The 23143-nt window shown below is 67.0% G+C and carries 20 protein-coding genes and 2 pseudogenes; 13 read left to right on the forward strand and 9 right to left on the reverse strand.

Features of this window, described 5'->3' with window-relative positions; all coding sequences use genetic code 11:
* The first annotated feature begins 127 nt into the window (after nucleotides 1-127).
* The 5 genes from ABIB26_RS02755 to ABIB26_RS02775 all read left to right on the forward strand — a co-directional run bounded on the left by ABIB26_RS02755 (nucleotide 128) and on the right by ABIB26_RS02775 (nucleotide 5105).
* On the forward strand, nucleotides 128-1726 hold the full coding sequence (locus ABIB26_RS02755; RefSeq protein ID WP_354239371.1) for a trypsin-like peptidase domain-containing protein: 1599 nt from the start codon (nucleotides 128-130) through the stop codon (nucleotides 1724-1726).
* Between the two features lie 217 nt (nucleotides 1727-1943).
* Nucleotides 1944-2744: an electron transfer flavoprotein subunit beta/FixA family protein gene (locus ABIB26_RS02760; RefSeq protein WP_354239832.1), complete on the forward strand. Its 801-nt coding sequence runs from the start codon at nucleotides 1944-1946 to the stop codon at nucleotides 2742-2744.
* Between the two features lie 14 nt (nucleotides 2745-2758).
* Nucleotides 2759-3712: an electron transfer flavoprotein subunit alpha/FixB family protein gene (locus ABIB26_RS02765; RefSeq protein ID WP_354239373.1), complete on the forward strand. Its 954-nt coding sequence runs from the start codon at nucleotides 2759-2761 to the stop codon at nucleotides 3710-3712.
* A gap of 4 nt (nucleotides 3713-3716) precedes the next feature.
* Nucleotides 3717-4496 carry a PIG-L deacetylase family protein gene (locus ABIB26_RS02770; protein WP_354239375.1) on the forward strand — a complete coding sequence of 260 codons (780 nt, stop codon included), beginning with the start codon at nucleotides 3717-3719 and terminating at the stop codon, nucleotides 4494-4496.
* A gap of 75 nt (nucleotides 4497-4571) precedes the next feature.
* On the forward strand, nucleotides 4572-5105 hold the full coding sequence (locus tag ABIB26_RS02775; RefSeq protein WP_354239377.1) for a gluconokinase: 534 nt from the start codon (nucleotides 4572-4574) through the stop codon (nucleotides 5103-5105).
* A 130-nt stretch (nucleotides 5106-5235) separates the two neighbouring features.
* Here the strand turns inward: ABIB26_RS02775 and ABIB26_RS02780 are convergent.
* Nucleotides 5236-5421 (reverse strand): annotated as a pseudogene (locus ABIB26_RS02780) (acyl-CoA dehydrogenase family protein); the annotation flags it as partial.
* A 196-nt stretch (nucleotides 5422-5617) separates the two neighbouring features.
* Entirely contained in the window at nucleotides 5618-5836 is a 219-nt protein-coding gene (locus ABIB26_RS02785) for a hypothetical protein (RefSeq protein ID WP_354239379.1), read from the reverse strand.
* A 177-nt stretch (nucleotides 5837-6013) separates the two neighbouring features.
* Here ABIB26_RS02785 and ABIB26_RS02790 point away from each other — a divergent pair.
* A pseudogene (locus tag ABIB26_RS02790) lies at nucleotides 6014-6301 on the forward strand (GntT/GntP/DsdX family permease); the annotation flags it as partial.
* A 147-nt stretch (nucleotides 6302-6448) separates the two neighbouring features.
* Here ABIB26_RS02790 and ABIB26_RS02795 read toward each other — a convergent pair.
* The 5 genes from ABIB26_RS02795 to ABIB26_RS02815 all read right to left on the reverse strand — a co-directional run bounded on the left by ABIB26_RS02795 (nucleotide 6449) and on the right by ABIB26_RS02815 (nucleotide 11356).
* Nucleotides 6449-7339 (reverse strand): anti-sigma factor, encoded by an 891-nt coding sequence (locus ABIB26_RS02795; protein WP_354239381.1) that lies wholly within the window; start codon nucleotides 7337-7339, stop codon nucleotides 6449-6451.
* A 1-nt stretch (nucleotide 7340) separates the two neighbouring features.
* On the reverse strand, nucleotides 7341-7946 hold the full coding sequence (sigK, locus tag ABIB26_RS02800) for an ECF RNA polymerase sigma factor SigK (RefSeq protein ID WP_354239383.1): 606 nt from the start codon (nucleotides 7944-7946) through the stop codon (nucleotides 7341-7343).
* 288 nt (nucleotides 7947-8234) lie between these two features.
* Complete coding sequence (locus tag ABIB26_RS02805) at nucleotides 8235-8702, reverse strand: tRNA (cytidine(34)-2'-O)-methyltransferase (RefSeq protein WP_354239384.1); 468 nt, start codon at nucleotides 8700-8702, stop codon at nucleotides 8235-8237.
* 24 nt (nucleotides 8703-8726) lie between these two features.
* Nucleotides 8727-9722 (reverse strand): J domain-containing protein, encoded by a 996-nt coding sequence (locus ABIB26_RS02810; RefSeq protein ID WP_354239386.1) that lies wholly within the window; start codon nucleotides 9720-9722, stop codon nucleotides 8727-8729.
* A 1220-nt stretch (nucleotides 9723-10942) separates the two neighbouring features.
* The gene (locus ABIB26_RS02815; RefSeq protein WP_354239388.1) at nucleotides 10943-11356 is read right to left on the reverse strand and encodes a hypothetical protein; all 414 of its coding nucleotides are present in this window, start codon (nucleotides 11354-11356) and stop codon (nucleotides 10943-10945) included.
* 114 nt (nucleotides 11357-11470) lie between these two features.
* Between ABIB26_RS02815 and ABIB26_RS02820 the strand changes: the two genes are divergently transcribed.
* Entirely contained in the window at nucleotides 11471-12175 is a 705-nt protein-coding gene (locus tag ABIB26_RS02820; RefSeq protein ID WP_354239390.1) for a helix-turn-helix transcriptional regulator, read from the forward strand.
* A 19-nt stretch (nucleotides 12176-12194) separates the two neighbouring features.
* Here ABIB26_RS02820 and ABIB26_RS02825 read toward each other — a convergent pair whose 3' ends face one another.
* Complete coding sequence (locus ABIB26_RS02825; protein WP_354239392.1) at nucleotides 12195-13070, reverse strand: DMT family transporter; 876 nt, start codon at nucleotides 13068-13070, stop codon at nucleotides 12195-12197.
* A 114-nt stretch (nucleotides 13071-13184) separates the two neighbouring features.
* On the opposite strand from ABIB26_RS02825, the gene ABIB26_RS02830 reads away from it, so the two are divergent.
* A complete protein-coding gene (locus ABIB26_RS02830; protein ID WP_354239394.1) occupies nucleotides 13185-14450 on the forward strand; it encodes a cysteine desulfurase family protein in 1266 nt (421 codons plus the stop codon).
* Here ABIB26_RS02830 and ABIB26_RS02835 read toward each other — a convergent pair.
* Nucleotides 14429-15685 (reverse strand): NAD(P)/FAD-dependent oxidoreductase, encoded by a 1257-nt coding sequence (locus ABIB26_RS02835; protein WP_354239396.1) that lies wholly within the window; start codon nucleotides 15683-15685, stop codon nucleotides 14429-14431. The two genes, ABIB26_RS02830 and ABIB26_RS02835, sit on opposite strands and share 22 nt — an antisense overlap.
* Before the next feature lie 207 nt (nucleotides 15686-15892).
* Between ABIB26_RS02835 and mnmA the strand changes: the two genes are divergently transcribed.
* The 5 genes from mnmA (at nucleotide 15893) to ABIB26_RS02860 (ending at nucleotide 22980) form a co-directional block, all read left to right on the forward strand.
* Complete coding sequence (gene mnmA / locus ABIB26_RS02840) at nucleotides 15893-17071, forward strand: tRNA 2-thiouridine(34) synthase MnmA (RefSeq protein WP_354239398.1); 1179 nt, start codon at nucleotides 15893-15895, stop codon at nucleotides 17069-17071.
* A gap of 324 nt (nucleotides 17072-17395) precedes the next feature.
* Nucleotides 17396-19030: an ABC transporter substrate-binding protein gene (locus ABIB26_RS02845; RefSeq protein ID WP_354239400.1), complete on the forward strand. Its 1635-nt coding sequence runs from the start codon at nucleotides 17396-17398 to the stop codon at nucleotides 19028-19030.
* A gap of 131 nt (nucleotides 19031-19161) precedes the next feature.
* Nucleotides 19162-20253 (forward strand): ABC transporter permease, encoded by a 1092-nt coding sequence (locus ABIB26_RS02850; RefSeq protein WP_354239402.1) that lies wholly within the window; start codon nucleotides 19162-19164, stop codon nucleotides 20251-20253.
* 1 nt (nucleotide 20254) lies between these two features.
* Nucleotides 20255-21280 carry an ABC transporter permease gene (locus ABIB26_RS02855; protein WP_354239403.1) on the forward strand — a complete coding sequence of 342 codons (1026 nt, stop codon included), beginning with the start codon at nucleotides 20255-20257 and terminating at the stop codon, nucleotides 21278-21280.
* Nucleotides 21277-22980, forward strand: coding sequence for an ABC transporter ATP-binding protein (locus ABIB26_RS02860; RefSeq protein ID WP_354239405.1), 1704 nt, complete (start codon nucleotides 21277-21279; stop codon nucleotides 22978-22980). Before ABIB26_RS02855 ends, ABIB26_RS02860 begins: the two co-directional genes overlap by 4 nt.
* Nucleotides 22981-23143 lie beyond the last annotated feature (163 nt).

Below are 23143 nucleotides of genomic sequence, written 5' to 3' on the forward strand. Positions count from 1 at the left end.
GCTGAAAGGCTGTAGCGTGCCCATCACGGTCTGTCCTGCGACCGTTCAGGAACCTCCCAGCAAATGACCGCCCTAATATCAGTCAGGGCGTCCATAGTTAATGCAGACGAGGATGAAAGGAAGTCTTATGACTGAGAACCCAGCGCACGGTGCAACACCAGAGAACCGAGAACCGGAGACCCCGCCAGAGGGCTCCTCGGGGCAGCCGGCGGCCACTGCGGTGCCGGACTCAGAACACGAGAACCCGACGCTCCGGCTGGACCGGACGCAAGAAGGCTCCCCAACGCCGGTCTACCCGCAGCGCCAGCCCTTCTACGGCGAACAGGCTGCGCCCACCCCGACCCAGCATTACGGGCCGACCCAGCACGGCCAGCCGCAGTATCCTTCCCAGTACGGCCAGGCCCAGCACGGCCAGCAGTATGGCCAGCCCCAAAACGGCCAGCCCCAACACAGCCAGACGCAGCACAACCCGGCCCCCTACGGGCAGTCCCCGTACGCTGCACCGTCCAACGCGCCAAAGCGCAAGGCAGCCTTCGGCGTCCCCACGCTCGTTGCCAGCATCCTGGCCGCCGGGCTGGTCGGCGGCGGCGTCGTCGCCGGGACAACGCAGCTGCTGGGTGACCGTGCCTTGACGTCCTCGAGCAGTGGCAGCAGCACCCAGGCGGGCCCGGTCATCGTGAACAACAAGGACGATGTCAACACCATCACCGCCGCGGCTGTGAAGGCCTCACCCAGTGTGGTGACCATCAAGGCAACCAGCGGCAGTGACGGCGGCACCGGCTCCGGCATCATCCTCGACGGCGAAGGCCATGTCCTCACCAACACCCACGTCGTCACCCTCGACGGCAAGGCCGCCAACGCCACGATCGAGGTCCGCACGAGCAACGGCAAGGTCTACAACGCCAAGATCGTCGGGACCGATCCGCTGTCGGACCTCGCTGTGGTCCAGATCCAGAACGGCTCCGGACTGGTCCCGGCAACGCTGGGTGACTCCGGCAAGCTCAACGTCGGCGACACCGCCGTCGCGATCGGCTCGCCCCTCGGCCTCACGGGAACCGTCACCGACGGCATCGTCTCCACCCTGAACCGCACCATCAGCGTCGCCTCCTCCGCAGCACCCAAGGACGGTGCGGACAGTTCACAGGGCGGCGACCAGGGCTTCCAGTTCGCTCCTCCCGGCGGCGGGCAAAACCAGAGCCCGGCAGACCAGGGCTCCATCTCCATCAACGTGATCCAGACCGACGCGGCCATCAACCCCGGCAACTCCGGCGGCGCGTTGGTCAACACCAAGGGCGAGATCATCGGCGTCAACGTCGCCATCGCCTCGGCCGGCGGCGATGCCGCCGGCAGCGGCAACATCGGCGTTGGGTTCAGCATCCCGATCAACCACGCCAAGCGCGTCGCGCAGGAGATCATCAGCAACGGCAAGGCCACCCACGGCCAGTTCGGCGTCAGCGTGAAGGCCAAGACCGCAAGCACCTCGGCCTCCGGATTCTCGGTCGGGGCGGAAGTCGCCACCGTTGAGTCCGGATCCGCCGCGGACAAGGCCGGCATCAAGGTGGGCGACGTCGTGACGAAGTTCCAGGACCTCTCCGTCAGCGATCCGAACCAACTGACCGCCGCGGTCCGGGAACAGGCCGCCGGTGCCACGGTGAAGGTAACGGTGCTCCGCAACGGCCAGGAGCAGCAACTGGACGTCACGCTCGGGGCGGCAGCCGAGCAGTAGGACAGCCCCGAAGGCCGGGCGGCACCAGCAGGTGCCGCCCGGCCTTGTCCGTGCCCCCGCCGCCGCACTGACATGGACGTTAACCCAGGCCGCGCCGGGGCTGCGCTATGTGGTTAGCTTGGAGCAACCCGGCATCCCGGGCGTTCCGTGGCCACGACCCCACCCGGCTGGCTGTCCACCCGCATGGAAGGCTGCTGTACACACAGTGGAAGAGACTTTGAAGATCATCGTGCTGGTCAAGCACGTCCCTGACGCCCAGTTCGACCGGCATCTGACCGGCGCGGGCAACACGACCGACCGTTCCGAGAGCATCCTCTCCGAGCTGGACGAGTACGCCCTTGAAGCGGCCCTGCAGCTGATCGAGGCCCGCGGCGGCGAGGCGGCCGGCAACAAGGTGATCGCCCTGAGCATGGGCCCTGCCGGTGCCGTCAACGCGGTGAAGAAATCGCTGCAGATCGGTGCGACGGAAGGGGTGCACCTCAGCGACGAGGCGCTCGCCGGCTCCGACGCGGCCGCAACCTCGCTGGCACTGGCCGCGGCCATCCGGCACCTCGAAGCGGATGCCCCGGCCGATCTCATCCTCACCGGGATGGCCTCCACCGACGGCGAGACCTCCCTGGTCCCGGCCCAGCTCGCCGAGCGCCTGGGCCTGCCCCAGGTGACCTTCGCCTCCTCCCTGGAGCTCGACGGCGGCAAGCTCACCGCCCGCCGAGACGGCGACTCCCACGCGGACACCATCGAGGCCACCCTGCCGGCCCTGGTCTCCGTCACGGACCAGATCAACGATCCGCGCTACCCCAACTTCAAGGGCATCATGGCGGCCAAGAAGAAGACCATCACCACGCTGGCCCTCGCCGACATCGGCGTCGACCCCGCGCAGGTGGGGGCGTCCGGTTCCTGGACCGCGGTCAAAACCGCCGAGGCCCGCCCGCCGCGCACCGCCGGCACCATCATCACCGACGAAGGCGACGCCGGCATCCAGCTGGTCGAGTTCCTGGCCGCCCAGAAGCTGCTCTAAGGGGATCATCAGACATGGCAAAAGTACTCGTATTCATTGACAACCCCGGCCCGGCGCTGAAGAAGTCCAGCCTGGAACTGCTCACCATCGCCCGCTCCCTCGGCGAGCCGGCCGTCGCGTTCAACGGTGAACTGCACGACGAGGTCGCCGCGGCCCTCGCGGCCTACGGGGTCCAGGCGCTGTACCGCCCCTCCGCGGCCGACCTCGACGACTACCTTGTGGGCGCCAAGGCGTCCTACCTGGCCGCCGCGGTGGAGGCCTCCGGGGCCGCCGTCGTCCTGACAGAAAACTCGGCCGACGGCAAGGAAGTTGCAGCCCGGCTGGGCATCAAGCTCGGCGCCGGCGTCATCACCGACGTCGTCGCCGTGGAGCCGGACGGAACGGCCCACAAGTCCGTGCTTGCCGGTTCCTACACCACGACGGCGAAAGCCACGACGCCGGTGGCCGTGCTCACCGTGAAGTCCAACAGCATCACACCGGAGCCCGCCACCACGGGCACGGCACCGGAGGCCGTCACGGTCGAGGTTCCGGAGACGGCCACAGCCGCGTCCGCCCGCATCACGTCGCGCAGCGAAAAGCCCGCCAGCGGGCGCCCGGACCTTGCCGAGGCCCGGATTGTGGTGGCCGGCGGCCGCGGCGTCGACGGGAACTTCGGACCCGTGGAAGACCTCGCGGACGCGCTGGGAGCCGCCATCGGCGCCTCCCGCGCCGCGACGGATGCCGGCTGGATCGGCCACGACGCCCAGGTGGGCCAGACCGGGAAGACCGTCTCGCCCCAGCTCTACATCTCCGCCGGCATCTCCGGCGCCATCCAGCAGAAAGCCGGGATGCAGACCGCCAAGGTGATCGTGGCGGTGAACAAGGACGCCGAATCGCCGGTCTTCGAAATCGCCGACTTCGGCATTGTCGGGGACCTCTTCAAGGTCCTGCCGCAGGCCACCGAAGAAATCAAGAAGCGCAGAGGTTGATACTTTGAGCACCAATGCCACTGCGGCGCAAAGCCCGTTCGGCCCGGGAAGCTCCCGGATCGGGCGGGTCCTTTGTTTCACCGCCCACCCCGACGACATCGATTTCGGCGCCGCCGGCACCATTGCCGCCTGGACCGCCGCCGGGGTGGAGGTCAGCTACTGCATCATGACCGACGGCGACGCCGGCGGCTTCGACCCGGAGCAGCGCGACGAAATCGTCCGGTTGCGGAATGCGGAGCAGCGCCGCGCCGCCGCTCTGGTCGGCGTGACGGACATCCACTACCTGCACCAGCGCGACGGCTACCTCGAGCCCACCCATGAAGTCATGCGGGAGGTGGTGCGGCTGATCCGTCAGCTCCGGCCCGACGTCGTGCTTTCCATGCACCCCGAGCGCAACTGGAGCCGGCTCCAGAAGAGCCACCCAGACCACCTGGCCGTGGGGGAGGCCGTGACCCGTGCGGTGTATCCGGCGCTGGAGAATCCCTTCGCCTACCCGGAGCTCGCCGGGGCCGGCCTTGAGGCCTACAAGCTGCCATGGCTGTGGCTCTTCGCCGGACCCGAGGAACTCGAAAACCATTTCGTGGACGTCACGGAGCAGGTGGATAGCAAGCTCGCCGCCGTCCACATCCACGTCAGCCAGCATCCCGACGCCGGGGCGATGGAACGCACCGTGCGTGGATTGATGCTCGGGACCGCCCAGCGCGGCGGGCTGCCCGCCGGCCGCAGTGCCGAGGCGTTCCACGTCGTCACAGTCAATGGCCCGGGGACCATCGCCGGTTTCTAGTGTTGCCCCGGGCCGGCCCGCTGCCATAAGCTGGCCTTTGTTTAAATCATATTTATTAATGAAAGGCAGACTTTGATGGCGAAGACTGCGCAGCAACCCGTTCTCGTGATCATGGGTGTCTCGGGATCGGGCAAGTCAACTGTGGCCGGTGTCCTGGCGGGCCAGCTCGGCTGGGATCTCGCGGAAGGCGACGACCTGCACCCGCAGGCCAATGTGGCCAAGATGCAGGCGGGCGAGCCGCTGACTGACGAGGACCGGTGGCCTTGGCTTGACATCATCGCCGAGTGGATCCGGGCCCACACTGAAGCCGGGATTCCCGGCGTGATCACGTGCTCGGCCCTGAAGAAGCGCTACCGGGATGTCCTGCGGGGCGAGGGCGTGGTGTTTGTCTTCCTGGAGGGAAGCAAGGACCGAATCTCGGACCGGCTGGCCTCCCGGCACGGGCACTTCATGCCCACGGCCCTGCTCGAATCCCAGTTCGACGCGCTCGAGGCGCCCACCGAGGACGAATCCTTCATCAGCCTGTGCGTTTCCGCGACGCCTGCGGAAGAAGCCCAGGAAATCATCGACCGACTGGGTCTTGACGCCGGCGACGCCGCCAGGCTGTAGTCAACGCTCCAGCCATCACACATTTCATTCCAGCTAGGAAGTGCTGATCTTTGAAGGCTGGATTTGCTGTGCCTCGGGCAGGGGAACGGAGGGTTTCTTGTCCGATATCGAGGACAGGGCGCGGGCCGGCCTAGACAAATGCTGCGACGCCGGTGATGGCTTGGCCGGCTAAAAGTGTGTTGATCTCGTAGGTGCCTTCGTAGGTGTAGATTGCTTCGGCGGCGCAGAAGATTTTTGCCATCTCGTAGTCCGTGACGATGCGATTGCCGCCAAGGATGCTGCGGCCCAGCGCGACGGTTTCGCGCATGCGCTTGGTGGCGGGAACCTCCGGTGGGGCATTTTCATGCCCGGCCCGTCGTCACGGAAACCGACGCCGTCATGTCAAATAACGCGACGAGTAACAGCGCGGTGGAATCAATGGGGACGACTTTCAACTGGCGTTCCTTTCAGGGGTGGCATCTGGCCTTACCCCTAATTATCAGGTGGTGGCGTGCCTGTTTGGTTGCGCTGAACTACCTGGTCAGCTTGCGCATCAGCCAAGTCATTAGGCTGAACTGTGGGGCCGGCGCGACATAGGTACGCTTCATGGTCACGGTGTCCACACCAGCACCCCACAAGTGTTTCTTGTCCACCAATATCCAGCCGTCTCGGGCCAGCTTGTTCAGTGCCTTGGTTTGGGCTTTCTTGCCCGCCGGAATCGTCACGGTCTGGTATTCCTCTGTCTGTGCCATGGGTCCAATTCTTCCAGTGTGCGTGCCTGTTTTGGTTGGGGTGCGAAAGCGCCCCTCCCCGGAAGTACACCACTGTCGTTTACCTGTCATCAATACCGGGTGCCGTGCCTGTTTTGGCTGGTCACACCACGGCACGATTCCGGCGCCGCTTCATCCGGCGTTCCTTGGCCGTGAAGCATCGTGGCCGTCGCGCTGCGTCTGGCGACCGGCTCGGCTGCCGTGACCGCCGCCGGAATCGTGGCGCCGCTGGCCAGCTCGCTCACGCCGACGCACGCCGCCCTACTGGCCCTCGCGATCGGTGCAGGCTCGCTGTTCCTTTCGCATGTTAACGACGCGGGCTTGTGGCTGGTCTAGGAACTGTTCGGGCCCACCGTGGGCCAGACCTTCAAGACCTGGTCCGTGACGGAAACGCTGATCTCAGTGGTCGGCTTCGGCTTCGTAATGCTGCTCTCGCTGAACATCTAGCGAAAGTCGGAAGCACCCTCAAACAACCGGCACCCTTAAAGAACAACAGCCGCGCAGGGCTTCATCCTCCGGAGGAGGCAAGGCCTGCCCGGCTTTGTTGTTCCCGCTGTTGCTTGGGGCCGGTGCGGGGCCGGCCCCCAGCGAGGGTCAGGCGTTGAGCGGCGCGGCGGCCACCGTCGGCAGGGTCGGTGACTGCGAGCCGCCGGCCGGTTCCACCGTGATGCCAAGCGCCGCGGCGGTGTGGATGCCTTTGACGACGGCCGGCTTGGACAGCGCTTCCGCGTCCATCAGGCCCTGTGACACCGGGGCCGAGCCGTCCTTCGGGATCAGCCACATCTGGTAGACCTTGCCAGGCGGGGGCGCCGGGACGTTGTTCATCTTGACGACGATTGCGTCCTTCGACGCCGAGACGGACACGGTGGCCGTGCCCCCGCCCGTCACGTTGACAGTGGCCTGGCGGACATCGCCGGCCTGGAGCACCTGGTTCAGCGGATCGTTCTGGTTCGCCACATAGGCACCGACGCCGACGCCGCCCAGGGCGATGACGGCGGCGGCCGCGACGCCCACGAGCCAGTTACGCAGACCCTGCGGCCGGCGTCGTTCTTCGCGGCGCCGGCGGGCTGCGCCGAGTTCATCGGTGACTGGCCGCTCGTTGGGTTCCCGGACCGGTGTGGCTACGACGGCCGGAACCGACGGCGGCGCGTGGCCTGCTGCATGCTGCTTCACCCCTCCGGCGTCCTGCGGCGGCAGGGAGGCCATGATGCGGTCAAGGAGCCCGGCCGGGGGTTCCGCTTCCACGGTGAAGCTTGCGGCGAGCGTTTCCTGCGCCTGGCGCACCCGTTCGTTGAACGCGGCGCGCTCGGCGGCCGGAGCCGCGGCGAAGTAGTGCTCAACGGCGGCGCGCTCGGCGTCGTCGACGGCGTTCAGCGCGTACAGCTCGGCCAGATCAACGGCCCGTCCCGAAGTGAGGTCGGTGGCGATATCGGCCGCAAAGGCGCCGGGAACACGCGCGTTGTTCTGCGCATTGATGTCGGTCATCTCAGCTCACCCCCAGACAGGTCTTCAGTCGGATCAGGCCGTCGCGGATGCGGGACTTGATGGTGGGAACCGCAGCGTTGAGCTTTTCTGCGACTTCCCGGTAGGTGAGGCCGCCGTAGTAGGCCAGCCGCACGGATTCCTGCTGCGTATCGGTCAGGGTCTCCAGGCAGCGGACCACGGCTTCGGCCTCAAGCCGGTTGCCGACCTCGTCGGAGACGGAATCGTGGTCAACTTCCTGGCTGCTTGCGCCGTACTTCGCTTCCCTGTCGGTGGACGACTGGGAAGACCGGACCTTGTCGACGGCCCGGCGGTGCGAGATGGTCATAAGCCAGGCGAGAGGGCTTCCCGCCTCGGGATTGAACTTCGAAGCGTTCTGCCAGACCTGGAGGAAAACTTCCTGGGTGGTGTCCTCGCTGAGTTCCGTGTCGATCAGGACCCGCCGGGCCATGCCGAAGACACGCCGGGAGGTGAGCTGGTAGAACTCGGCAAAGGCGGCTTGGTTACCCTGGGCGATCTGTTCCAGTAACATTCCCAGCCGACGATTTACATCGGCTGAGGTGCTCGGGGGAGCGGCGGCCTCTGGATTCGGGGCGTTGGGAGTTTCCATCACTTTCAAGCATAAGGCGCGTGGCGCCGATCCCGGGTCAGGATGAGCCGGTCCATAGGCGTGGCCGCCCGCCACCCGGCGGGCCGGGTGTCTGTCCAACTGCACTGTTGTCACCTGCCGTTCCTCGCTCCCTTCCCCGTGCTCCTTGCGGTTGCCCGGAACCGGGCTTCACATGTGATTCGGCGCGGCAGTGCAGCCGGATGGGCGTGGACGGTCCCGTTTCTTGCAGCCGGCGCGTCCGGCAGCGGCAAAAGGCGCGGGTGAGGGCCGGCGGAACCGCCGGCCGGGCTACAGCTGGGCGCCGGCGAAGCCGTTCTGGCGCCACGCCTCGTAGACGGCAATGGACGCCGCGTTGGCAAGGTTCAGGGAGCGGAGGGCGGGCAGCATCGGCAGGCGGACGCGGGACGTCACATGCGGGTCGTCCTTCAGCTCCTCGGGAAGTCCCACCGATTCCCGGCCGAACAGCAGTACATCCCCGGGGAGGTAGCTGACATCCGTATAGGAGGCCTCGCCGTCGGACGTGAAGGCAAAAACGCGCTCCGGCTTCAGCGCCTCCCAGGCCGCGTCGATGTCCGGGTGGACGGTCACGACGGCGAGGTCATGGTAATCCAGGCCGGCCCGCCGCAGTTTGGCGTCGGAAAAGTCAAAGCCCAGGGGTTCGACGAGGTGCAGTTGGGCGCCGGTGATCGCGGCCAGCCGAATGGCGTTGCCCGTATTGCCGGGAATTTCGGGGGCGTGGAAGAGGATGCGGAACACGCTCCCATCCTAGACGAGCCGCGGCTAGTGCATCCCGCGCAGCAGGCGGCCAAGCACCGGGACGTTGACAGTGTTCGGTGCCGGGCCGGAGCTCAGGAACTGCTTCAGGCCGCGCGCCAGGCCGGCAGCGTTGACTACCCGGACCGTGTCGTGGCTGTCGCCGCGGTCGCCGCGGTCGCTGCCCAGGCCTGCAGCCGCGCGGCGTTGCTGGTCAATGACCGGCTCGTGCAAATTGCCGTCGCTGCTGTGCACCACGGTCCAGCCGGTCACGTTCAGCTCCGGGAAAATGTCCTGCATCCGGCGCACCACCTGCGCCAGCTGCGGAGGAGCGATCGACCGCCCGCCATGGGTCAGGGTGCTGCCGTTCCAGGCGTAGGCGCCGGGGGGCAGCAGCATGGAGCCGATAACAGCCATCCGGTAGCCGGAGAAAAGCACGTGATCGATATGGCTGTTGTCCGCGGGTGACTGCAGGCCGTTGATGAGGCGCGCGGCCGGAATGGCGGGGAGGATTTGGCGGCTGATCAGCTGGACGGTCCGCATTTCCCGCTGGATCCTCGCTTCGGCCCCGAAGATCCCGCGCTTGCGCGGCATCCCGTGGACCTGCTGCCGCGCTAGATCCTCCGGGACCAGGGGCACCTCGCCGGCCTGGGCCACGTCCTCAAAGGACGGCAGATAAAGCGGGGCATCGGCCGCGGTATTTCGCGGTGTGTTGGGGCGGTGTACGTGGGCCGAGGCGCGGCTGCCTGCGGCCGGCACGTCAAAGTGCGCGCCTTCCTCGCGGTCCGGGGTTCCGGAAAAGCCGCGGGAGCCGCTGCCGTACGAGCGGTCGTAGTCGGCGCGCCGCTTGGCGTCAATGAGGGTCTCGTAGGCAAGGGTCACCCGCCGGAACGCTGCGGGGTCACCGCCGTGGTCAGGGTGTGCCTGGCGGGCGGCCTTGCGGTAGGCCACCTTGATTTCCTTGTCCGTCGCCGTCACTGGGATGCGGAGGACCTGGTAATGCGAGCTGTTGCCCTGCGTCAAGCAAGAATCCTTTACGTTGATGGTGCCAGCCCATCCTGGACGTCCGGCCTGCTAGTTTAGGCCAGGCCAGTTTAACCGGCTAAACGAACAACGATCGCGTCAGCCCGGAAGGTTCCCGGCGGCCGGCATGATTCAGCGCATGATTATCGCCGTCGCCGTGAATCCGCCGGCATCCTTTGGCCGCGGTCAACATGACGGCCAAGAGGCGGCGGGCTGCTTCCGTGCGGGCGGGCGGGCGGATGTCCTGGTGGCGGCCGGATGTCCTGCTCCTGCGCGAGGACAGCCACGAAGACGCGAGGACAGTCACGAAGAGTTGACTGACGCCGTGGCGAAGGCGCTGGCGTCCGGGGCGGATGCCCCGTATGGCAGGGGCCGGCTAGGGATCATTCCCAACGGTACGGGCGAGCGCGTGGCCAAGGCCCTCGGGCCGTCGCGGCACAACGTCCCCGCCGCCTGCGCGCGGGTGCTCGCCCAGGCCGCGGGCCCTCGCCCAGGTTCCGCGGACCCTCGTCGGCGGGGCGGGTCTCGTCGATTTGCCACAGATGGCCGCTTTGGGGATCTCATTCCGGCCGTTTTTGGAGAATGCCGGCCTGCTGGGCTCGCGGGTGCCCGCCCAGGTTTCGCAGCCACCGCCTCGCGCGGCCCGGTTCCGCGGACCCTCGTCGGCGCGGCGGGTCTCGTCGGTTTGGCACAGATGGCCGCTTTGGGGCCCTCATTCCGGCCGTTCTTGGAGAATGCCGGCGTGCTGGGCTCGCGGGGGCCCGCCCTCCGCACAGTGCCTCGGACGCCCGCAGCTGGCACGCGGACATTCGCCCCGGTTCCGCGGACCCGGGTCGGCGCGGCGGGTCTCGTCGATTTGCCACAGATGGCCGCTTTGGGGCTCTCATTCCGGCCGTTCTTGGAGAATGCCGCCCTACTGGGCTCGCGGGAGCCCGCCCTCCCGCCCAGTGCCTCGGACGCCCGCAGCTGGCACGCTGGCGCGGTGGACGTCGATTCTCCACAGGCGGGCGCTATGCGCCGCCTCCGTGCAGGCTCCGGGGGCATCCGCCGGCCTGTGCCGGCAAGGCCGGGTCCTCTTCGGTGTACGGCTCCGCATCCTGCCCGGACGCCGCGGCCCAGGCCCAGGCCTCCGCAGGGCCGACGCCCAGGCCCCCGCAGGGCCGACGCCGGGGGCGTCTCGCCGTCGTACTGCCGGACTGAGCCGCCCCCGTGGTGAACCGCTACCGGGCCTTCCTCGGCGACAGCCGGTTCAGTGCAAGAGCTCCGACCAGCAGGCCGAAGTCGCGGAGGGCGACGTCGTAGAAGCTGCCCATCACGATGAGGTTGATGATGATGCCGAGCAGCCACACGGCGACCAGCAGCGATCCGTACCGAGGCCAAAATGCCACGGTGAGGCCGGCGATGATTTCGACGACGCCGACGATATACATGATGGTCTGGGCCGGCAGTGGGACCACGGACGTGGCAACGGGCGCCAGATACATGGTCCAGTGGGTCAGCTGATTGGTGAACTTGTCCAGGCCGAAAATAATGGGAGCGACGGTGAAGACGGTCCGTAGCAGCAGGAAGGCCTGCCGTGCCGGTTCCGCTGCGAGCGGCCGGGGTCCTGCCGTAAGGGTTGAGGGGGATTGCATCGGGGGCTCCTTCTACAGTTTCTAAAACTACAGCGTCTAAAAGTGGATAGCTTGATTTTAGAACTCCCGGAGCTATTAAACAATGGATCTTGTTTTTAGAGATAGAATGTCGTCATGAGCAGACTCCCGTGGCAGCGCAGGATTGCGGCCGTAGCCTCCCTTGGGGATGCGAACCGCAGGAAGCTGTTTGATTTTGTCGCGTCGGCGGAGGCCGCTGTGAGCCGCGACGACGCCGCCGGAGCTCTCGGCCTTTCCCGGAGCACAGCGTCGTTCCATCTGGACCGGCTCGTGCATGACGGGCTCCTCGGCGCGGAATTCCGGAAACTCGGGGGGCGGGAAGGTCCCGGGTCAGGCCGTCCCGCCAAGTTGTACAAGGCTGCCGTTCAGGAGGTGGCCGCCTCGGTGCCGGACCGTAACTACGATCTGGCCGCCGAGCTGCTGGTCTCCGCGATCGAGGAGTCGACGGCGGCGGGCGTCACCGCCCGGGAGGCGCTGGTCCGGGCTGCCTACGCCCGGGGGCAGGCTACGGCCCAGGCGAGCGGCGACAAGGGAGCCGACTTTGCGGAGCTGCTTGCGGCGGAAGGTTATCGGCCGGAGGCTGACGGCACGGGCGGCTATGTGCTGCTGAACTGCCCCTTCCACCGGATCGCCGAAGGCCATACGGACGTGGTCTGCGCCATGAACGGGGCTTTCCTGGGCGGGGCCGCCGCAGGCTGCGGCCTCGACCCGGACCGCGTGGAGGCACTCGACATCACCGACCTCAGGGCGCAGGGCGCCGCCCAGCCGGCTCAATGCTGCGCCCGCATCAGGCCCGTCTGAGGCGGCAATTCCACGCGGCTCAGGCCACTTTGAGCGTGGCCTGCCCCTTGACCCCGGTCAGCAGGACGCCGGCAATCACCATCAGGCCGCCGACAATCTGCATCAGGGTGAGCGGCGTCCCCAGTGCCACGGTGATGACGGCCGTGAACACCACCATCAGGTTGAGGTAATTCCCGGCGGTGCCCGGCGGGGTGGTCCTCAGCGCCAGGTTCCAGAAGAGGTAGGCGGCAAGGGAAGGGAACACGGCAATGTACGCCAGCGACCAGCCCTCGGCGGGCGTGTCCGGAAACTGCACGTTCAGGGCGAGGGCGAAGGGCGCCAGGGTCACAGTCGCAATCACCACCTGCACGGCCGTGGCCGCGATGACCGGAACGTCCAGCCGGCGGGCGATGATCGTGTAGCAGCCCCAGACCGCCACCGCTCCGATCATCAGGAGCTCACCGGTGTTGATGGCGAGGCTGAAGACGCGCTGAAGCTCACCGCGGGTCAGTACGAGCAGCACGCCCAGCAGGCCGATGCAGATGCCGAGCCAGCCCAGACGCGTGGTCTTCTCCCCGAGCAGGACGATCGCCATCACCACGATCAGCGCCGGGTTCGCCGCCGTGATGAGGGAGGCGTTCATGGCGGAGGTGTAGCCGAGCGCGCCGTACAGCAGCAGTGTGTAGCCGCTCATGCCCAGCAGACTCAGGAGCAGGAGGACCGGCCAGCGCCGCAGCACCGCGCGCCAGTCCGGCTTCTCTATGAACCGGGCCAGGAGCAACAGCGGCACGGCGGCAAGGCTCCAGCGCCAGAACGTCAGGTCCAGCGGGGTCATCGAGGCGACGGCGGCCTGGCCGACGACGAAGTTTCCCGACCAGAACAGGGTTGCCAGGACAAGGTACAGGGACGCTTTCACGGCTTGAATGTACACCGCGCCGGGTCCGGACCGGAGACCCCTCCCTGCGCCGCCGGAGGGCTTCCCTGCGCCGCCGCCGGCTTCCCCCTGCGCCGCCGCGGGTAGAATTGCCCTGTGCCTGTTTACCTCGATCATGCCGCCACCACCACCCTCGCCCCGGAGGCGCTGGCCGCGCTGACCCGCGAACTGGCCCGGACCGGCAACCCTTCCTCACTGCATGGGTCCGGCCGCCGCGCCCGGCGCTCCGTCGAGGATGCGAGGGAAGTGCTGGCCGCCGCCGCCGGGGCCCATCCCTCGGAAGTCATCTTTACCTCCGGCGGCACCGAGGCTGACAACCTCGCCGTCAAGGGCCTGTATTGGGCCCGTGGCGCCGAGGACCCGGCACGCACGCGCATCCTGTGCTCCGCCGTCGAACACCACGCGGTGCTGGACACGGTGGAGTGGCTCGAACGGCACGAGGGCGCCGAAGTGTGCTGGCTGCCGGTTGACGCCGAGGGCGCGGTGGACCTCGGCGTGCTGGCGGCCGAACTGTCCCGCGATCCGGCCTCGATCGCCCTCGTCACGGTCATGTGGGCCAACAACGAAGTCGGCACCATCCAGCCCGTCGCCAGGATTGTCGAGCTGGCGCACGCCGCCGGCGTTCCGGTGCACTCCGACGCCGTCCAGGCCTTCGGCTCCCTGCCGGTGGACTTCCGCGGCACCGGCCTGGACGCCATGTCCATCTCGGGTCACAAGATCGGCGGTCCGGTGGGTGTCGGGGCGCTCATTCTTGGCCGCGCGGTGAAGCTGACCCCGGTCCAGCACGGCGGGGGACAGGAACGCGACGTCCGCTCCGGGACCCTGGACACTGCGTCGATCGCCGCTTTCGCCGCCGCCGCCGCGGCCGCCAACGCCAAGCTCCCGGAGGAGGCCGCGCGGATCGCGGGGCTTCGGGACCGGTTGATCGGCGGAGTCCTTGCGGCGGTGCCTGAGGCGGTGCTGCGCGGGGCTCCCGCGGCCGGGCGGCTGCCGGGAAACGCACACTTCACCTTCGCCGGCTGCGAGGGGGACTCCCTGTTGTTCCTGCTGGACCTGGCCGGCGTGGAATCCTCCACCGGTTCGGCCTGCACGGCGGGAGTGCCGCGGCCCTCCCATGTGCTGCTGGCGATGGGCCTGGATGAGGACACGGCCAGGGGCGCCCAGCGTTTCAGCCTGGGGCATTCCTCCACCGAGGCCGACGTCGACGCGCTGCTGGCCGCGCTGCCGGGCGCCGTCACCCGTGCCCGGCAGGCGGGCATGGCCGGCCACGAGTCCAGCATCCAGACCGCTGGAACAGTCGCCCGTCAGGCCACCCGACACGCTGCCCGTCAGTCCGCCGGTCAAGCCCCTGGAAGGAGCTGATCCAGGAGCTGATCCAGCGGGACGCCGGGGTCCGCCAGGACCCCGGGTGCCAGCGCGGCCTTCGCCGTGATGAGGGCCTTGATGGTCTTTTGGGGCTTGTCGGACCGCGGCCAGTTCACGTTCATTCCCGCGACCACCTGGCCGTCGCGCTGCCAGAAGGCGAGGAATTCCTTCCCTTCCAGCGAGCCACGGATCGTCGGAGGCCCGGAGATGAGCGTCGGGAAGCCGGAATACTCCATGCTGACGTCGAACTGGTCGGTATAGAAATACGGGATCGTGTCCAGCACGGCGTCCTGGCCGAGCATGGACTTGGCGGCCACCTTGCCGCCGTTGAGCGCATTGGACCAGTGTTCGCTGCGGTGGTGCTCCCCGGTGAAGGGGTGCAGGGCGTTGGCGACGTCGCCGGCCGCGTAGATCCCGGGGGTTCCGGTCCGCAGCGAGGCATCGGTGAGGATGCCGTTCCGCAGTCCGATGCCGGCGGCTTCGGCAAGGGACGTTTCCGGTACCACGCCGACCGCAATGATCACCAGGTCGGCGGGCAGGACGTCGCCAGCGTCGGTCACCACCCCTGTCACGCGTCCGGACTGGCCGGTGATCTCGGCCGCCGAGGCGGGAAGCCTGAACCGCACGCCGTTGGCCTCATGCAGCGAGCGGAAGAAGCCGCCCAGCTCGGAGCCGATCGCCGCGCCCAGCGGAACCTTCGCCAGTCCCAGCAGCGTGACGGTGTTGCCATAGGTGCTGGCGGCGGCGGCCAGTTCCATCCCGATCCAGCCGGAGCCGATCATCACAACATTCCGGCCCCCGTCGACGAGGCCGGCGCGCAGACGTAGGCTGTCCTCCACCGTCCGGAAGGTGCTGACCCCGTCCAGCCCGCTGCCCGGCAGGGGAATGCTCCGGGGACGTGCCCCGGTGGCGAGCAGCAGCGAGGCGTACTCCAGTCTGCTACCGTCACCGAGGCCCAGGGTGCGGGCGCCGGGGTCAAGACGCGTGACCTGTTCACCCAGCCGCAGCTCGACGCCGTTCTCCGCGTACCAGCCCTCCGGCACCACGGGAAGCGCGTCGTCGTTTGCCTTGCCCAGCAGGTACTCCTTGGACAGCGGTGGACGCAGGTACGGGTGGTGGGCCTCTTCGGCCACCAGCACCACCGGGCCGCTGAAGCCCTCCGCCCGCAATGTCTTGGCTGCGGTGCCGCCGGCCAGCCCGCCGCCCACGATGACGATGTTCTCAACAGCCATGTCCGCTCGATTCCCGCTGGTGCGTCCTCAGTTTCTAAAACCGTCTATGCTGACGTTAGAAGCGCGGGGTGGTTCAGTCAAGGCTTTTGGGTGGGGATTCGGCGTGGCGATAGAATAGGGCGGCAGGCGTTGTGTTATTCCTGCGGCCGCCGGCATGGACCGCGGGCCGCGGGTGCCTGCTGCACCCGAACCCTAAAGAAAGCCAGTATGCGAGTTCTTGCAGCCATGAGCGGCGGCGTTGATTCCGCCGTTGCCGCAGCCCGCGCCGTCGAGGCGGGACACGACGTCGTCGGTGTCCACCTGGCGCTGTCCCGGATGCCGGGAACCTTGCGCACCGGCAGCCGCGGCTGCTGCACCATCGAGGACTCCCGCGACGCCTGGCGCGCCTGCGACGTGCTCGGCATCCCCTACTACGTCTGGGACTTCTCCGAGCGGTTCAAGGAGGACGTGGTCCAGGACTTCATCGACGAATATGCCGCCGGGCGCACGCCCAACCCCTGCATGCGCTGCAACGAACGGATCAAGTTCGCCGCGCTGCTGGAGAAGGCGATCGCGCTGGGCTTTGACGCCGTCTGCACCGGGCACTACGCCAAGGTGATCACTGACGCCGAGGGCAACCCCGAGCTGCACCGCGCCGCCGACTGGGCCAAGGACCAGAGCTACGTGCTGGGCGTGCTGACCCACGAGCAGCTCAAGCACTCCATGTTCCCGCTGGCGGAGACGCCGTCCAAGGCGGAGGTCCGTGCCGAGGCTGAACGCCGCGGGCTCTCCGTGGCGAACAAGCCGGACAGCCATGACATCTGCTTCATCCCCGACGGTGACACCGCCGGGTGGCTGGCCGAAAAGATCGAAATGACCACGGGTGACATCGTCGACGAATCCGGCGCGAAGGTCGGCGAGCACCCGGGTGCCAACGCGTTCACCGTCGGGCAGCGCCGCGGCCTGAAGCTGGGCACCCCGGCCGCCGACGGCAAGCCGCGGTTTGTCCTGGAAATCCGGCCGAAGGAGAACAAGGTGGTGGTCGGGCCCGAGGCACTCCTGGCCATCGACGAAATCCGCGGCATCAAGGTCTCCTGGGCCGGGCTGCCGATCGCCGAAGTGGGCACCGGCGCGGAGTTCGACTGCTACGCCCAGGTCCGCGCCCATGGAGACCCCGTGCCCGCCACGGCCCGCATGGAACGCACCGGCGCTGAGGGAGAAGACAGCGACGCCGGCAGCGGCGACGGCGGCGCCGGCACCGGCGGGCACGGCAACCTCGTGGTCACCCTGACCGAGCCGCTGCGCGGCGTCGCCCCCGGCCAGACGGTGGTCCTGTACCAGGGCAGCCGCGTGCTGGGGCAGGCCACCATCGACGCCGCGCGTTCGCTGCAGCGCACGGCCCTCTAACACCGCCCGCTAACACCGCCGCGCACCGGGTTCCGGTGGTTTCGAAGGAGCACCGCACATATTCGATGTGCGGTGCTCCTTCCGCGCTGCGCCGCCACTCCAGACGGCCCCAGGCCCGCCAGCCTGCCGGAAATCCGAGGGGATTCCTGAAGATAGTGATGACTTGCTGCCGTTAGTGTAAATTTTGTGTCTCATCTCACAAGATGTAACGATTCACCGTATTGTTTTCTGGTTGAATCAAGCGATCAGGAGAGTGTGCCGCCCGCCGAGTCATTCGTCTCATCCGGGCTGTGCACTAGTACTCATCGAACAGAAAGTTCACAGATGGCAATGAACAAAAAGGCCCTGCAGAGCGCCATCGCGCTCGCCGGGGTATCCGCCTTCGCACTGACCGCCTGCACCGGCCCTTCCGGTGGCGGGACGGCATCCGGCAGCGCCGCCGGCGGGGGCACCATTACGTACGGCACAACTGACAAGGTCGTCACCCTCGACCCGGCCGGTTCCTACGACGCCGGCTCCTTCATGGTGATGAACCAGATCTACCCGTTCCTCATGAACTCGAAGCCCGGCACGGCTGAAGCCGTCCCCGACATTGCCGAATCCGCATCGTTCACTTCGCCGACCGAGTACACGGTCAAGCTCAAGTCCGGGCTGAAGTTTGCCAATGGCCACGCTCTGACGTCCTCCGACGTGAAGTACTCGATCGACCGCGTAGTCAAAATCGCCGACGACAACGGCCCGGCCTCGCTGTTGGGCAACCTCGCTTCCGTGGCAGCCCAGGACGACACCACGGTGGTCTTCACGCTAAAGGCCGGCAACGACCAGGTCTTCCCCGGCGTGCTCGCCGCCAATTCCGGACCGATCATCGACGAGGAGGTCTTCCCGGCCGACAAGCTGATGAGCGACGACGAAATCGTCAAGGCCAAGCCGTTCGCCGGCCCGTACACGATCGAGAGCTACAAGAAGAACGAGCTCGTCAGCCTGAAGGCGAACCCGGACTACCAAGGCCTGCTGGGCAAGCCGGCCAACGACGCCGCCACGATCAAGTACTACGCGGACTCCAACAACCTGAAGCTGGACGTCCAGCAGGGCAACATCGACGTCGCCGGCCGAAGCCTGACCGCGACCGACGCCGCCGACCTCGAAAAGGATTCCAAGGTCAAGGTCTACAAGGGCCCGGGCGGCGAGCTGCGCTACATCGTCTTCAACTTCGACACCATGCCGTTCGGCGCCAAGACCGCCGACGCCGATCCCGCGAAGGCACTCGCCGTCCGGCAGGCGATGGCCAACATCGTCGACCGTGACGCCATCGCCAACCAGGTCTATAAGGGCACCTACCTGCCGGCCTACTCCGTTGTTCCCGACGGCTTCGTCGGAGCCATCAAGCCGCTCAAGGACATGTACGGCGACGGCAGCGGCAAGCCGAGCCTGGACAAGGCCACGAAGGCCTTCAGCGACGCGGGTGTCACCGCTCCGGTCACCCTGAAGCTGCAGTACAACCCCGACCACTACGGCAAGTCCTCGGGCGACGAATACGCCATGATCAAGGAGCAGCTGGAGAAGTCCGGCCTGTTCAAGGTTGACCTGCAGTCCACCGAGTGGGTCACCTATTCCAAGGACCGGACGGCCGATGCGTATCCGGTGTACCAGCTGGGCTGGTTCCCGGATTACTCGGACGCGGACAACTACCTCACACCGTTCTTCCTCCCGGGCAACTTCCTGAAGAACCACTACGAGAACCCGGACGTCACGGACCTGATCAGCAAGCAGCTGACCACCGTTGACAAGGGCGATCGCGAAAAGATCCTGGGTGAGGCCCAGACGGCCGTCGCCGCGGACCTTTCCACGTTGCCCCTGCTGCAGGGCGCCCAGCTCATGGTCGCCGGGAAGGACATCAAGGGCGTTGAAAAGACCCTGGATGCTTCCTTCAAGACCCGCCTTGGTGTGATTTCCAAGTAGGTCCACATCCCCATCCGGTTCTGACCAGCCAGCGAGGCGGGGCGCCTGCACGGCGTCCCGCCTTTCCTGCCGGTAGAGGACACAGATTCCCGAAGCTCACGAGGCAGACGGAAACACACACTGAGGTACCAATGACAACACTTATCGAGGCGCCGCCAACTGACGCCGACGGCCTACTGCCGTCAAAGAACAAGTCGTCCGGCGGGGGACTGGGCCAATACATCCTGATCAGGTTCTTGCTGATCTTTCCAACCATTCTCATTCTGGTCACCCTGGTGTTCTTCCTGATGCGGATCACCGGCGATCCCATCACGGCAGCACTGGGCGGACGGCTTCCGCCGGAGCAGCTGCAGGAGCGCATCCATAACGCCGGTTATGACCGGCCCATCGTCGTGCAGTACTTCGAGTACCTGGGCCAGCTCCTCACCGGCAACTTCGGCACCACGCTCTCGGACAACCGCAGGGTCTCCGAGATGCTGACGACCTACGGCTCGGCCACCCTCGAACTCGCCATTAACGCCGTGCTCGTGGCGTTGCTCGTCGGCATCCCGCTGGGCATGCTTGCCGCGCACCGGCGCGACAAGGCCCCGGACGCCGTGCTGAGGATCCTCGCCATCCTCTTCTACGCCACACCGGTGTTCTTCTCGGGGTTGCTGTACAAGCTGGTTTTTTCCGTCTGGCTGGGCTGGCTGCCCGTGGCCGGCCGGGCCAAGACCTCCAGCGAACTGGCCCTCACGGCGCTCGAAGCGCCGACCGGCATCTACTGGGTGGATGCGGTCCGCAGCGGCAACATGGCCGCCCTCGGTGACGTGCTGGCGCACGCCGTGCTTCCCGCCACCGCACTGGGCCTGCTCACGGCGGGAGTTTTCCTGCGGCTCGTGCGGACCAACGTGATCGGCACGCTGGGCAAGGACTATGTGGAGGCCGGCCGTTCACGCGGCGTGAGCGAATTCCGCCTGGTCACGAAGCACGCCTACAAGCCGGCGCTGATCCCGATCATCACCGTGATGGGGCTGCAAATCGCCGTCCTGCTCGGCGGCGCAGTGCTGACCGAGACCACCTTCGAGTGGAAGGGCCTCGGCTTCCAGCTGGCCACCTACCTGACGGCCCGCGACTTCGTGGCCGTCCAGGGGATCGTGGTCCTTCTGGCCGTGATCGTGGCCGTGACCAACTTCATCGTGGACATCGTCGCCGCGCTGATCGACCCCCGCGTGAGGTACTGATATGAGCACCCCTGACATTTCTGTCACTGTGAAGGACCCGCGTGCTTCGTGGTTCCGGCGCCTGCCGGTCGTTTCACACTTCAACAAGAGCGTCGGCCTGCAGCGGGGCATGCTCGTCGCCGGGCTCGTGCTGACCAGCATCTTCCTGCTGACCGCGATCTTCGCGCCCCTGATCGCCCCCTACGGCTTCTCCCAGATTTCCGACGCCGGCGGCGGCTTCCCGGCGCAGCAGGCGCCCGGGGGCAAGCACCTCATGGGCACCACGGTGGGCGGCTATGATGTCTTCTCCCGGGTCGTCTGGGGGGCTCAGACCGCCGTCATGGTGATCGTTGTGGCGGTGGTCATGTCGATCTTCGTCGGTGTGATCCTGGGCCTGGTCAGCGGCTACCTCGGCGGTTGGCTGGACCGCATCCTCGTCGTGATCGCCGACGCCATCTACGCCTTCCCGTCCCTGCTCGTCGCCATCGTCATGGCGATCGTCATCAGCGGCGGAAGATCCAACCTCTGGGGCGGCATCTTGGCGGCGGCAATCTCCATCACCGTCGTCTTCATCCCGCAGTACTTCCGCGTCATCCGGTCTGAGACCATCCGGCTCAAGGCAGAACCGTTCGTTGAATCGGCGAAGGTGGTGGGCGCCTCAAGCATCCGTATCATGAGCCGCCACATCTTCAAGAACGCCACCCGGACCCTGCCGCTGATCTTCACGCTCAATGCCTCCGAGGCCATCCTGACCCTTGCCGGCCTGGGCTTCCTCGGCTTCGGCATTGAACCGACATCTGCCGCAGAATGGGGCTTCGACCTCAACAAGGCTCTCGCGGACACCACCTCCGGCATCTGGTGGACGGGTGTGTTCCCAGGCCTGGCGATCGTACTCACCGTCCTGGGACTGACGCTGGTCGGCGAAAGCATCAACGACCTCAATGATCCCCGGTTGCGCGGGCGCAAGAAGGCAGCCTCCGGCAAGGGCGGACCCGATTCCGCTTCCGGCGCGCAGGCTGCACCCGAACTAGAAGCGAGACTTCCATGACCACCAACATCGATCCGCACGGCCGCGGCGCCGGGCCTGTCCTCGACATCGACCACCTCAAGGTCACCTTCGCGACCGACGCCGGGGACGTGTACGCCGTCAAGGACGTCAGCCTCGAGGTCAACCCCGGCGAGGTCGTGGCAATCGTCGGCGAATCCGGCTCGGGCAAGACCGTCACCGCGAAGACCATCCTCGGACTGCTGCCGGAAACCGCCATCAGCTCCGGGGCTGTACTGATCAACGGCAACAACGTGATCAGCGTCAGCCCGGCCACGCTCCGGCAGATCCGCGGCCGCGACGTGGCCATGGTGTTCCAGGAGCCGTCCACTGCGCTCAATCCTGTCTTCACCGTGGGCTGGCAGATCGCCGAAGGCATCCGGGCCCACGCCGGCCACAGCGGAACCGGACGCATCAGTGCCAAGGAAGCCAAGTCGCGTGCCATCGAGGCACTCCGCAAGGTGGGCATCCCGGACCCGGAAACCCGGGTCAACCACTATCCGCACCAGTTCTCCGGCGGCCAGAAACAGCGCGTGGTCATCGCCGCGGCGCTGGCGCTGAACCCGGGACTGATTGTGGCCGACGAGCCCACCACCGCCCTCGACGTCACCGTGCAGGCGGAGATCCTGGAACTGCTGCGGGATCTCCGGGACCAGTACGGCACCTCGATCGTGCTCATCACCCACAACATGGGCGTGGTGGCGGACCTCGCCGACCGCGTCGTCGTGATGTACGAGGGCGACGTCGTCGAAGAGGCGAGCTCCCGGGTCCTCTTTGCGGAGCCGAAGCAGGACTACACCAAGAAGCTCCTGGCCGCCGTCCCGCACCTTGGCAGGAATTCGGCCTCGAAAGGCCTGACCGAGCGCGCCCACCAGGGCGGCAAGGTGCTGGTCGAGGCCAGGGACCTGACCATCGAGTACCCCGGCCGGCTGGGTAGCCCCGCGTTCAAGGCGGTGGACGGTGTCAGCTTCACCTTGTCCGAGGGCGAGGTCTTCGGGCTCGTCGGCGAGTCGGGTTCCGGTAAGACCACCATCGGCCGGGCCATCGCCGGGTTGAACCGGACCACGGGCGGCAGCCTGAAAGTGCTCGACTACGAGATGCTCAATCTCAAGGAGCGCACCTTCAAGCCACTGCGCAAAGACATCGGATTCGTGTTCCAGGATCCGGCCGCATCTTTCAACCCGCAGCTGACCATCGGCGACTGCGTCGCCGAACCGCTCATCATCCACAGCAACCCGACGCCGGCGCAGGCACGCCAGCGGACGCGTGAGCTGCTTGAGTCGGTGCAGCTGCCGGCGTCGTACGCGGAACGGTTCCCGCACGAGCTCTCCGGCGGGCAGCGGCAGCGCGCCTCATTGGCGCGCGCGCTGATCCTGAACCCGAAGCTGCTGATCGCCGACGAGCCGACGTCGGCGCTCGACGTTTCGGTCCAGGCGAAGGTGCTGGAACTGTTCAAGGAGATCCAGGCCGAATTCGGCTTCGCCGCCCTGTTCATCAGCCACGACCTCGCCGTGGTGGACATCCTGTCCCACTGGGTCGGGGTGCTCTACAAGGGCAAGATGGTGGAGCAGGGGCTCGGCAACCAGGTGATGGGCAATCCGCAGCACGACTACACGCGGAAGCTCATCGCGTCCCTGCCCGTTCCGGACCCGGATGAGCAGGCCCGGCGCCGGGAGGAATTTCGCGCCGTCCTGCACGGCTGAGAGCCTTCGGCCTCAGCTTCGGCGTGAGCCGGAAGGACATGCCCACCGTTCAGATTGAACGGTGGGCACGTCCTTTGCCGGGACCGGGCGCGGCCAGCGCGAGGTCCGGCAGGGCGCCGCTTAACGGCAGGAACGATTGGCAGCAGTGCCCCTAGACTGGGTC

This window comes from Arthrobacter sp. UYEF20 (assembly GCF_040546335.1).
Classification (GTDB): Bacteria; Actinomycetota; Actinomycetes; order Actinomycetales; family Micrococcaceae; genus Arthrobacter.